Source organism: Nocardiopsis suaedae, from assembly GCF_027706745.1.
Taxonomy (GTDB): Bacteria; Actinomycetota; Actinomycetes; order Streptosporangiales; family Streptosporangiaceae; genus Nocardiopsis_A; species Nocardiopsis_A suaedae.
In genome coordinates this window covers 26,315-38,025 of record NZ_JAQFWP010000010.1, presented here as the reverse complement: position 1 = coordinate 38,025, position 11,711 = coordinate 26,315, and the positions used below count along the sequence as shown (strand labels likewise).

The 11,711-nt window shown below is 74.1% G+C and carries 8 protein-coding genes; 7 read left to right on the top strand and 1 reads right to left on the bottom strand.

Annotated features, from left to right (window positions below; translation table 11 throughout):
- The first annotated feature begins 331 nt into the window (after positions 1-331).
- The 5 genes from O4U47_RS07410 to O4U47_RS07390 all read left to right on the top strand — a co-directional run bounded on the left by O4U47_RS07410 (position 332) and on the right by O4U47_RS07390 (position 8,761).
- The gene (locus tag O4U47_RS07410) at positions 332-2,284 is read left to right on the top strand and encodes an alpha-1,4-glucan--maltose-1-phosphate maltosyltransferase (protein ID WP_270676873.1); all 1,953 of its coding nucleotides are present in this window, start codon (positions 332-334) and stop codon (positions 2,282-2,284) included.
- Positions 2,281-3,990 carry a maltose alpha-D-glucosyltransferase gene (gene treS / locus O4U47_RS07405; RefSeq protein WP_270676872.1) on the top strand — a complete coding sequence of 570 codons (1,710 nt, stop codon included), beginning with the start codon at positions 2,281-2,283 and terminating at the stop codon, positions 3,988-3,990. The genes O4U47_RS07410 and treS overlap by 4 nt, the downstream gene beginning before the upstream one ends.
- On the top strand, positions 3,987-5,372 hold the full coding sequence (locus O4U47_RS07400) for a maltokinase N-terminal cap-like domain-containing protein (RefSeq protein ID WP_270676871.1): 1,386 nt from the start codon (positions 3,987-3,989) through the stop codon (positions 5,370-5,372). Before treS ends, O4U47_RS07400 begins: the two co-directional genes overlap by 4 nt.
- Positions 5,373-5,381: 9 nt before the next feature.
- Complete coding sequence (gene glgB, locus O4U47_RS07395; protein ID WP_270676870.1) at positions 5,382-7,571, top strand: 1,4-alpha-glucan branching protein GlgB; 2,190 nt, start codon at positions 5,382-5,384, stop codon at positions 7,569-7,571.
- Positions 7,572-7,672: 101 nt separating this feature from the next.
- On the top strand, positions 7,673-8,761 hold the full coding sequence (locus tag O4U47_RS07390; protein ID WP_270676869.1) for a DUF418 domain-containing protein: 1,089 nt from the start codon (positions 7,673-7,675) through the stop codon (positions 8,759-8,761).
- On the opposite strand, the gene O4U47_RS07385 is transcribed toward O4U47_RS07390, so the two are convergent.
- Entirely contained in the window at positions 8,658-9,395 is a 738-nt protein-coding gene (locus tag O4U47_RS07385) for a hypothetical protein (RefSeq protein ID WP_270676868.1), read from the bottom strand. The genes O4U47_RS07390 and O4U47_RS07385 overlap by 104 nt on opposite strands.
- A gap of 81 nt (positions 9,396-9,476) precedes the next feature.
- On the opposite strand from O4U47_RS07385, the gene sppA reads away from it, so the two are divergent.
- Both sppA and O4U47_RS07375 read left to right on the top strand, forming a co-directional pair.
- Positions 9,477-11,183: a signal peptide peptidase SppA gene (gene sppA / locus O4U47_RS07380; RefSeq protein ID WP_270676866.1), complete on the top strand. Its 1,707-nt coding sequence runs from the start codon at positions 9,477-9,479 to the stop codon at positions 11,181-11,183.
- A gap of 32 nt (positions 11,184-11,215) precedes the next feature.
- Positions 11,216-11,674 (top strand): flavin reductase family protein, encoded by a 459-nt coding sequence (locus tag O4U47_RS07375; protein ID WP_270676948.1) that lies wholly within the window; start codon positions 11,216-11,218, stop codon positions 11,672-11,674.
- Positions 11,675-11,711: the final 37 nt, after the last annotated feature.

Genomic DNA, 11,711 nt, shown 5'->3' with positions numbered 1-11,711 from the left:
TGCATTCGCACGCCGAATTTCCGATGGCGCCGTTACCACGGTGACGGAAGACCGTTATGCCGGATTTCACGGAAATAAAACGCGGCGAAATCGCCGGGGACTTCCGAATCGGTACTGTGACGACTATCACAAAAATAAGGACCGCCGGACTGTCGGACACGGGCGCCCGCGCACCGACGATAGGACTGTGGGCGCGGCACCGTTCCGGCCGCGTTTCCCCCCGAAAACCCCAGGCGTCCCATGCCTTCATCCGGTGATGGGTGCTGCCCGACTCGGGGTCACACCGGCCACACGCGGCGAAATGCGCCGCTCGCGAAGAATTGGTGCACACGTGATCGGACGAATTCCAGTGCTGGACCCCGCCCCCGTGCTCTCCTACGGCACCGCCCAGGCCGCCGAGCACGAGACGGTGCCGGTGGCCGCCACCGTGCTGCGCGAGGGCCACGGCGCCCTCGGCGCGCACGCGGTCCTGTACGACCCGCGCGGGCGCCGCCGCGCCCGCGTGCGCATGGCCGAACAGGCCCCCGGCACCGACCGGTACACCGCCGGCCTGCGCCCCGACGCCCCCGGCCGGTGGAGCTTCGCGATCGAGGCCTGGGCCGACCCCTACACCACCTGGCGGCGCGAGGCCGCCGTCAAGATCCCCATCGGCCAGGACACCGAGCTCGTCCTGGAGGAGGGCGCCCGGCTGCTGGAGCGCGCCGCCCGCCGCGTCCCCCGCCGCCCCGCCCTGGCCGCCGCCGCCCGCACCCTCCGGGACGCCTGCCTGCCCGCCGCCGAACGGCTCGCCGCGGCCGCCGCCGGGGAGGCCGCCGCGATCATGCGGGCCGAGCCGCTGCGCGACGCGCTCACCCGCACCAAGCGCTTCCCGCTGCAGGTGCACCGGCGGCGCGCCCTGGTCGGCTCCTGGTACGAGTTCTTCCCCCGCTCCGAGGGCGCCGCCTTCGACGAGGAGGAGGGCGTGTGGCGGTCGGGCACCCTGCGCACCGCCGCCAAGCGGCTGCCCGCCATCGCCGACATGGGCTTCGACGTCGTCTACCTGCCGCCCGTCCACCCCGTCGGGCACACCTTCCGCAAGGGCCGCAACAACGCCCCGTCGGCCGCGCCCGGCGACCCCGGGTCGGTCTGGGCGATCGGCTCCCACGAGGGCGGGCACGACGCCGTCCACCCCGACCTGGGCGACCTGCGCGACTTCGACGCCTTCGTGTCCGAGGCCGCCGCGCACGGCATCGAGGTCGCCCTGGACCTGGCCCTGCAGTGCTCCCCCGACCACCCCTGGGTGGCCGAGCACCCCGAGTGGTTCGCCCACCGCGCCGACGGCACCATCGCCTACGCCGAGAACCCGCCCAAGAAGTACCAGGACATCTACCCGCTGGACTTCGACACCGACCCCGAGGGCCTCTACGCCGAGGTGCTGCGGGTGGTGCGGTTCTGGATGGACCGCGGGGTGCGCATCTTCCGGGTGGACAACCCGCACACCAAGCCGCTGGCGTTCTGGGAGCGGCTGCTGGGCGACGTCGCCGCCACCGACCCCGACGCGGTCTTCCTGTCCGAGGCCTTCACCCGCCCGGCCACCGTGCACGCCCTGGCCCGGGCCGGGTTCCACCAGTCCTACACCTACTTCACCTGGCGCACCGGCAAGGAGGAGCTGCAGGAGTTCGCCGCCTCCCTCACCGGGGAGGCCGCCGCCTACATGCGGCCCAACCTCTTCTGCAACACGCCCGACATCCTGCACGCCTGCCTGCAGGAGGGCGGCCGCCCGGCGTTCGAGGCGCGGGCGGTGCTGGCCGCCACCCTCGCGCCCACGTGGGGGATCTACTCCGGATACGAGCTCTGCGAGAACACCCCGCTGCGCCCGGGCAGCGAGGAATACCTCGACTCCGAGAAATACGAGTACAAACCCCGGGACTGGGACGCGGCCGATGCCGCGGAAATGTCGATCTCCCCGCTGATCCGCAGGCTAAACTGTCTGCGGCGCGACCACCCGGCATTGCAGGAACTGCGCAACCTGCGGTTCCACCATGTCGACCAGCCCGAGCTGATCTGCTATTCGAAACGGCTGGCCGGGGACACGGTCATCGTCGTGGTGAACCTCGACCCGCACCGCGCCCGCGAGGCGACGGTGCGGCTCGACATGCCCACTTTGGGATTCTCGCCCGAAACGAGCCTCTCGGTACGCGACGAGCTCTCCGGCGAGGCCTACACCTGGGGTCAGGCCAATTACGTGCGCCTCGACCCGGCCGTCCAGCCCGCCCACGTTCTGACGGTGGAGCCGCTCCCGTGACCACACCCGCCCTGCCGCGCAACCCGCACTGGTACAAGCACGCCGTCTTCTACGAGGTCCAGGTCCGCGGATTCCACGACTCCAACGGAGACGGCGTCGGCGACCTGCGCGGCCTCATCGAAAGGCTCGACTACCTGGCCTGGCTGGGCATCGACTGCCTGTGGCTGCTGCCGCTCTACGAATCGCCGCTGCGCGACGGCGGGTACGACATCTCCGACTACATGGCCGTCCAGCCCGAGTTCGGCACCCTGGCCGACTTCGTCGAGCTGATCGAGCAGGCCCACGCGCGCGGCATCCGGATCATCACCGACCTGGTCATGAACCACACCAGCGACCGGCACCCCTGGTTCCAGGCCTCGCGCACCGACCCCGAGGGCCCCTACGGCGACTTCTACGTCTGGTCCGACACCACGGACCGGTACTCAGGCGCGCGCATCATCTTCGTCGACACCGAGCAGTCCAACTGGACCTACGACGAGGTGCGCGGCCAGTACTACTGGCACCGGTTCTTCTCCCACCAGCCCGACCTCAACTTCGAGAACCCGGCGGTGCAGGAGGCCGTGCTGGAGGTCCTGCGGTTCTGGCTCGACCTGGGCATCGACGGGTTCCGCCTGGACGCGGTGCCCTACCTGTACGAGCGCGAGGGCACCAACTGCGAGAACCTCAAGGAGACGCACGAGTTCCTCAAGCGGGTGCGCAAGGAGGTCGACCGCCTCTACCCCGACCGGGTGCTGCTCAGCGAGGCCAACCAATGGCCCGCCGACGTCGTCGACTACTTCGGCGACTTCCGCTCCGGCGGCGACGAGTGCCACATGAACTTCCACTTCCCGCTGATGCCGCGGATGTTCATGGCGGTCCGCCGCGAGCAGCGCTACCCGATCTCGGAGATCCTCGCCCAGACGCCCCGCATCCCCGCCAACTGCCAGTGGGCCATCTTCCTGCGCAACCACGACGAGCTGACCCTGGAGATGGTCACCGACGAGGAGCGGGACTACATGTACGCCGAGTACGCCACCGACCCGCGCATGCGCGCCAACGTGGGCATCCGGCGCCGGCTCGCCCCGCTGCTGGACAACGACCGCGACCAGATCGAGCTGTTCACCGCCCTGCTGCTGTCCCTGCCCGGCTCCCCGGTGCTCTACTACGGCGACGAGATCGGCATGGGCGACAACATCTGGCTCGGCGACCGGGACGCGGTGCGCACCCCCATGCAGTGGACCTCCGACCGCAACGCCGGGTTCTCCCGCTGCGACCCGGCCCGGCTGTACCTGCCGCTCATCCTCGACCCCGTGCACGGCTACCAGGCGCTCAACGTCGAGGCCCAGCGCGGCGACCCCGGGTCGCTGCTCAACTGGACCCGCAAGATGATCCGCATCCGCAAGCGCCACCCCGTCTTCGGCACCGGCGACTTCACCGAGCTGCACGCCAGCAACCCCAGCGTGCTCGCCTTCGTCCGGGAGTGGGGCGACGACCGGATGCTGTGCGTCAACAACCTCTCCCGCTTCCCCCAGCCCGTCGAGCTGGACCTGCGGCGCTTCGAGGGGGCCACCCCCGTGGAGTGCACCGGCGGGGTGCGCTTCCCCGCCATCGGCGAACTGCCCTACCTGCTCACCCTGCCCGGCCACGGCTTCTACTGGTTCCAGCTGCCGCCGGTCGAGGAGGGCGACGGGCCCACCACCGACGACCGCACCCGGGACACGGCATGAAGGAGATCGAGGAGCTGCTGGCCGCCTGGCTGCCGCGGCAGCGCTGGTTCGCCGGCAAGGCCGCCCCCGTCGAGGCGGTGCGCATCGAGCGCGACCTGCCCGTCGGCGGCGGCGACCCCGGGGCGCACGGCCCCGGCCTGCGCCTGCTGGTGGTGCGGGTGGACCAGCCCCGGGGCACCGACCGCTACCTGGTGGTGCTCGGCCTCGCCGAGCCCGGCCGGCTCCGCCCCGGGCTGGAGCACTGCGCCATCGGCCGGTGCCGCGTCCGCGGCGCCCGCCGCACCGCCTACGACGCCCTGCACGACCCCGAGCTCACCGGCCGCCTGCTGCACCTGATCGCCCGCGGGGCCGACCGCGGGCCGGTGCGCTTCCGCACCCGCCCCGGGCACGCGGTGCGCACCGGGCTGCGCAGCCTCGTGCTCACCGGCGAGCAGTCCAACACCTCCCTCGTCTTCGGCGAGGACTACGTGCTCAAGGCCTTCCGGCGGCTGTGGCCCGGCCTCAACCCCGACCTGGAGCTCAACGGCGCCCTGGAGGGCTCGCCGTACGCGGCCCCGCCGCACGGGTGGATCGAGGCCGACATCGAGGACGGCGGCCGGCCCGTGCCCACCACCGTCGCCATGCTCCAGGGCTACCTGCGCAGCGCCACCGACGGCTGGGTGCTGGCCGCCACCAGCGTGCGCGACCTGTACGCCGCGCCCGGCACCGGCCCCGCCGACGCCGGGGGCGACTTCGCCGCCGAGGCCGAGCGGCTCGGCGCCGCCACCGCCGCGGTGCACCGGGCGCTGGCCCGCGCCCTGCCCACCGACGTGCTCTCCCCGTCGTGCCTGCGGGGCCTGGCCGACGCCATGGCCCGCCGCCTGGACGAGGCCACCGGGCAGGTGCCCGAACTGGCCCCCTACGCCGGGGTGCTGCGCAGCGCCTTCGACGACTTCGCCCGCGCCCCGGACCCGCTGCCCGTGCAGCGCGTGCACGGCGACTACCACCTGGGCCAGGTGGTGCGCACCGACGCCGGGTGGGTGCTGCTGGACTTCGAGGGCGAGCCCGCCGTGCCGGTGGCCGAGCGGCGCCGCCCCTCCAGCCCGCTGCGCGACGTGGCCGGGATGCTCCGCTCGTTCGACTACGCCGCCCGCCACCAGCTCATCGGCAGCGCCGAGGAGGACCTGCTGGCCCCGGCGGCCCGCGCCTGGGCCGACCGGAACCGGGAGGCGTTCTGCGCCGGGTACGCCGCGGGAGGCGGCACCGACCCGGACAAGCACCTGACGGCGCTGCGCGCCTTCGAGTACGACAAGGCGGTGTACGAGGTGCTCTACGAGGCCCACCACCGCCCCACCTGGCTGCGCGTCCCGCTGGACTCCATCGCCGCGCTCGCCCACGCCTGAGGAGCCCCATTGACACCCGACCCCGCCGAGGTCGACCGGCTGACCGCCGGCCGCCACCACGACCCGCACGCCCTGCTGGGCGCCCACCCCGACGGCGCCGGGAACGTGGCGCTGCGGGCGCTGCGCCCGCTCGCCCGCACCGTGCACGCCGTCCTGCCGGACGGCTCCCGGGTGCCCATGGAGCACGCCCACGGCGGCGTGTTCACCGCCGAGGCGCCCGCCGCCGCGCTGCCCACCCCTGGGCCCGGCGCACCGCCCGACTACCGCATCGCCTGCACCTACGCCCCCGGCGGCCCCGAGACCGTCGCCGACGACCCCTACCGGCACCCGCCCGCGCTCGGCGACCTGGACCTGCACCTCATCTCCGAGGGGCGGCACGAGGAGCTGTGGCGGGCGCTGGGCGCCCACCCCGGCCCCGACGGCACCGCCTTCGCCGTCTGGGCGCCCGGCGCCCAGGGGGTGCAGCTCATCGGCGACTTCAACCACTGGGACGGCACCGCCCACCCGATGCGCTCGCTGGGCTCCAGCGGGGTGTGGGAGCTGTTCGTCCCCGGGCTGGGCCCCGGCGCGCTGTACAAGTTCCGGGTGCACGGCCGCGACGGCGGCGTCCGCGACAAGGCCGACCCGATGGCATTCGCCGCCCAGCACCCGCCCGAGACCGCCTCCATCGTGCACGCCTCCGCGCACACCTGGGCCGACGACGCCTGGATGAACGAGCGCAAGGCCCGCGACCACACCCGCGAGCCGATGAGCGTCTACGAGGTGCACCTGCCCTCCTGGCGCCCCGGCCTGGGCTACACCGAGCTCGCCGCCGAGCTCGTCGGGCACGTGCGCGCCCGCGGCTTCACCCACGTGGAGTTCCTGCCCGTGGCCGAGCACCCCTTCGGCGGCTCCTGGGGCTACCAGGTCACCTCCTACTACGCCCCCACCTCCCGTCTGGGCTCCCCCGACGGGTTCCGGTACCTCGTCGACGAGCTGCACCGGGCCGGGATCGGGGTGCTGCTGGACTGGGTGCCCGCGCACTTCCCCAAGGACGCCTGGGCGCTGGCCCGGTTCGACGGCTCGCCCACCTACGAGCACCCCGACCCGCGCCGCGGCGAGCACCCCGACTGGGGCAGCCTCGTGTTCGACTACGGCCGCACCGAGGTGCGCAACTTCCTCATCGCCAACGCCCTGTTCTGGCTGGAGGAGTTCCACATCGACGGGCTGCGGGTGGACGCCGTGGCCTCGATGGTCTACCTGGACTACTCCCGCGACTCGGGCGAATGGGAGCCCAACGCCTTCGGCGGCCGGGAGAACCTGGAGGCGCTGGAGTTCCTGCGCGAGCTCAACACCGTCTGCCACCGGCGCAACCCCGGCATCATCATGGCCGCCGAGGAGTCCACCGCCTGGCCCGGGGTGACCCGCCCCGTCCACCACGGCGGCCTGGGGTTCGGCTTCAAGTGGAACATGGGCTGGATGCACGACACCCTGGAGTACCTCAAGCGCGACCCGGTGCACCGCGCCCACCACCACGGCGAGATCACCTTCTCGATGATCTACGCCTACAGCGAGAACTACATCCTGCCGCTCTCCCACGACGAGGTCGTGCACGGCAAGGCGTCCCTGCTGTACAAGCAGCCCGGGGACGAGTGGCGCCGGTTCGCCGGGCTGCGCGCCCTGTACGCCTACATGTGGGCCCACCCCGGCAAGAAGCTGCTGTTCATGGGCGGGGAGATCGGCCAGGGCGAGGAGTGGTCGCACGAGGCCGGGGTGCAGTGGTGGCTGCTCGACCACGGCTTCCACCGGGGCGTGCAGTCCCTGGTGGACGAGCTCAACGGGCTCTACCGGGGGCGCCCGGCCCTGTGGTCGCGCGACTGCGAACCCGAGGGCTTCCGGTGGATCGACGGCGGCGACGCCGACGGCAACACCCTGGCCTTCCTGCGCTTCGACGACGGCGGGCGGCCGCTGGCCTGCCTGGTGAACTTCGCGGCCGTCCCGCACGAGGGCCGCCGCGTCGGGCTGCCCGAGCCGGGCGGCTGGCAGGTGCTGCTGGACACCGACGACGCCCGGTTCGGCGGCAGCGGGTTCCGCGGCGGCCGCACCCGGGTGGAGGCCTCCGCCCGGCCCGCGCACGGCCTGCCCGCCTCCGCGGTGCTCGACCTGCCGCCGCTGGGCGTGCTGTGGCTCGAACCGGATGGGCCCACCCGGCGGGGGTAGCCGAAAGGACGAGACCGGATCCGGCCGGTCGGCCGATCCGCCGCCCGCGCCGCGCCGCGTACGTTCTCCCTGGTCGAGAAGTACGACGAGAGGAGAGCGCCGTGGCCGAGCCGGGTCGGCGCATCGACGCCTTGGACGTGGTCCGCGGGTTCGCCCTGTGCGGGATCCTGACGGTCAACATCGGCCCCATCACGCAGATGGGCGCCGACGTGCTGGAAGCGCTGCCGCCCGGCCAGGGGCTGCCCGCGGCCGCCCCCGAGGTGTGGCTGGACCTGCTCGTCGCCGAGCGGTTCTTCCCGGTCTTCTCGTTCCTGTTCGGGATCGGGTTCGCGATCTTCCTGGAGTCGGCCGGGCGGCGGCACCCGCGGCCCCGGCTGCTCCTGGTGCGGCGCCTGGCCGCCCTGGGCCTGCTGGGCCTGGCCCACCAGGTGCTGCAGCCCGGGGAGGCGCTGACCCCCTACGCGGTCTTCGGGATCGCGGTCCTGCTGCCCGCGAGCTACCTGCCCTCCTGGGCGGTGCTGGCCCTGGGCGCCGCCGGGACCGCCGTCCCCGCCGCCCTCGGCCACGGCGGGACGCTGCTCATCCCGGGCCTGTTCCTGCTGGGCCTGGCCACGGCCCGGTACCGGGTCCCCCAGCGCCTCGACCGGCTGACCGGGTGGACCGCCCTGGCCTTCGCCCTGTCCGCCGCCGCGGCGGTCCCGGCGGCGCTGTGGCAGTACGGAGAGGTCGAGAACTCCGGCTTCGCCGCCTCCAGCGCGGTGGCCGGGCTGCTCATGGCCACGGCCTACGTCAGCGGCCTGGCCCTGCTGATGCGCACCCCGCTCGCCGGGGCCCTGCGCGCCGTCTTCGCCCCGCTCGGCCGCATGGCGCTGACCAACTACGTGACCGCGACGGTGGCCGTGCTCGCCGCCGGGGCCCTGCTGGACTTCCGCTCCGGCTTCATGTGGGGCGCCCTGTTCGCACTGGCGGCCGGCGTGCTCGCCGCCCAGTGGGTGTTCTCCTCCCTGTGGCTGCGCGCCTTCCGCTACGGCCCCCTGGAGTGGGCCTGGCGGTGCGCCACCTGGTGGGAGGCGGTCCCCCTCCGGGTCAGTCGTCCTTCTTCTCCTCCTTCTTCTCGTCCTTCTCCTTCTGCTCCTTCTTCTCCTGCTCCTTCTTCTGCTCCTCAGCCCGGGCCTTCTTGTACTCGGTGACGTCCATCGACGCGGCCACCTGGTCGTACACGGGCCCATAGGCCGGGTCCACCGACGGCACGTACACCATCACGTCGCTGTCCGGCAGGAACCACATGCGCACCTCGAACGAGGCGCCGCCGTCGCACTCCACCTCCCAGACCCGGTGGTGCGACCGGAGCCCGTCGGCGTGCTCGGTCACCTCCGGCGGGCCGACGGTCAGCTCGGCACCGCCGGGCTTCTGGCCCTCGGCCCCCGGGGCCCGGCAGGACGCGTCCCCGCCGCGCCACCCGTCGTTCTCGTTGTACGCGGTGCCCTTGGCGGGCCAGTCCCCGCCGTGGCGCTCGGCGGCCTTCGGGTACAGCTGCACCGACCCGTAGCCGCACCGCTCGCCCTCCGGCGGGTCCATGCACATGCGCCCGTTCCCGTCGGAGCGCGACCACCCCTCGGGCATGCCGATCGCCACGCCCTCGAAGGACGTCCCGGACAGGGAGGCGGACGCCGCCGGGAGCGCGTCCGTGTAGGCGCCCTCGACCGACGGGGCCCCGCCCGCGCCGTCACCGCCATCGTCGCCGTCGCCACCGCCGCCGCACCCGGCGGCGAGCAGGAGCAGCCCCGCGGCCGCCACCGCCTTGAGCCCCAACGCCTCGGACATCGGTCCCTTCCTCGACAACCGGTGCCGCATCCGCCCCGGATCGGCCCTCCGACGATAGCCGACCGCCACTACCCTGTGGGCATGGCGGACCTTCCCGACCTCATCGCCCCACTGGCCGACCTGCGGCGCAGGCGCACCGCACCGCTGGTCCTCGAACTCGACCTGACCGAAGGGACCACCGACGGGCCGCCGGGCCCACCGCTGGCCCAGGTCCTCGCGCGCCGCCGGGAGCGGCTCACCGACATCGTGGAGGGCCTGCGCCGCGGCGCCCGCGACCCCCGCGTGGGCGGGGTGCTGGCCAAGGTCGGCGGCGCCCCCGCCGGGCTGGCCGCCGTGCAGCAGATCCGCGACGCGGTCGCCGACTTCCGCGCCTCCGGCAAGCCGGCCGTGGCCTGGAGCGAGTCCATCGGCGACTTCGGCCCCGGCACCGTCGGTTACTACCTGGCGGCCGCCTTCGGCGAGATCGCCCTGGCGCCCACCGGCACCGTCGGGCTGACCGGCCTGTCGCTGAACGCGCTCTTCCTGCGCGGCGCCTTCGACAAGGCCGGGGTGCGCCCCGAGACCGCCGCCCGCCACGAGTACAAGACCGCCGTCAACACCTTCACCGAGCACGGCTTCACCGACGCCCACCGCGCGGCCGCCGAGGGGCTGCTGGAGTCGCTCTCCGAACAGGTGCGCACCGGCATCGCCGCCGACCGCGGCCTGGAGGCCGGACGCGTCGCCGAGCTGGCCGCCCGCGCCCCGCTCACCGCCTCCGAGGCGATGGAGGCCGGGCTCGTGGACCGGCTCGCCTACCGCGACCAGGTCTACGCCGACCTGCTGAAGAGCGTCCAGGACGGCGGCCCCGAGCCGGTGCTGCGCTTCGCCTCCCGCTACAACCGGCACCGGGCCGCCGCCGAGCAGATGGGGCCGCACCCGGGCCGCGGCCAGATCGCGCTGATCGGGATGCACGGCCAGATCCACTCCGGCCACTCCCGCCGTTCCCCCACCGGGCGCACCACCGCCGGGGCCGAGACCGTCTCGGCCGCCCTGCGCGCCGCCCGCCGCGACTCCTCGGTGCGCGCCGTGGTGCTGCGGGTGGACAGCCCCGGCGGCTCCCACTCGGCCTCCGACGCCGTCCGCCGCGAGGTGCGGCTCACCGGCGAGGCGGGCAAACCCGTGGTGGTGTCCATGGGCGACGTGGCCGCCTCCGGCGGGTACTACGTCTCCCTGGGCGCCGACCGCATCGTCGCCCAGCCCGGCACCGTCACCGGCTCCATCGGGGTGTTCGTCGCCAAGCCCGACGCCCGGGGGCTGATGGACCGCCTGGGCATCGGGTACGGGACCGTGGACAGCGACCCGCACGCCGGGATGTTCTCCACCGCCCGCCCCTTCACCGACTCCGAGTGGGAGCGGGTCGACGCCCTGCTGGACGCGGTCTACGCCGACTTCACCGGGAAGGTGGCCATCGCCCGCGGCCTCGACGCCGACCGCGTCGACCGGCTGGCGCGCGGCCGGGTGTGGTCCGGCGCCCAGGCTTACGAGCGGGGCCTGGTGGACGCCCTGGGCGGGCTGGAGACCGCGGTGCGGCTGGCCCGCTCACTGGCCGGGGCGCCGCACGCGCCGCTGCGCCCCTTCCCGCGCATGGGCGCCCTGGAGCGGCTGCGCCCCGCCGAGTCCAGCGAGGAGCGCTCCGCGGCGGCCCGCACCCGGCTGGACGCCTGGGGGCCGCTGGCCGAGCTGTCGGCCCGCGCCGGCCTGCCCGCCGCCGGCCCGCTGGTGCTGCCCGGCGACTGGGAGGTGCGGTGAGCGCCCCCGCCCCCGGCGCCTTCACCGAGGCCATGGCGGCCCTGCCCACCGGGGTGGCGGTGGTGGCGGTGCGCGACGGGCGCGACGACATCGGCAGCACCGTCAGCGCCCTGTGCTCGATCTCGGCCGACCCGCCGGTGGTCATGCTCAGCGTGGTCTCCGACGGGTACCTGCGCGAGGTGATCGACCGGCAGGGCGCCTTCGCCGTCAGCGTGCTCGGCGCCGGGCACCGCGCCATCGCCGGGCGGTTCTCCGCCGAGGGGCGGCCCAGTGCCCGGCTGCTGCTGGCCGCCGAGCCGCACGACCGCGGCGGGGACACCGGGGCGCTGGTGCTCACCGAGGCCCTGGCCGCGCTGGAGTGCTCGGTCCGGCAGAGCCTGGAGGTGGGCGACCACGCCGTCTACTTCGCCGAGGTGACGGGCCTGCCGCGGGTCGGCGGCGGGGCGCACCCGCTCGTGCGCTTCGAGGGCCGGTACCGCACCCTGAAGTGAGCGAAACTCTCTAGAGAGGTCGCCGGGGGCTACCCTC

What these genes read in the sequence shown, in the direction of transcription:
- O4U47_RS07400 (WP_270676871.1), top strand. Translation starts at nt 3,987, where the DNA reads ATGAAGGAGATCGAGGAGCTGCTGGCCGCCTGGCTGCCGCGGCAGCGC.
- O4U47_RS07375 (WP_270676948.1), top strand. Translation starts at nt 11,216, where the DNA reads ATGGCGGCCCTGCCCACCGGGGTGGCGGTGGTGGCGGTGCGCGACGGG.
- sppA (WP_270676866.1), top strand. Translation starts at nt 9,477, where the DNA reads ATGGCGGACCTTCCCGACCTCATCGCCCCACTGGCCGACCTGCGGCGC.
- O4U47_RS07385 (WP_270676868.1), bottom strand. Translation starts at nt 9,395, where the DNA reads ATGTCCGAGGCGTTGGGGCTCAAGGCGGTGGCGGCCGCGGGGCTGCTC.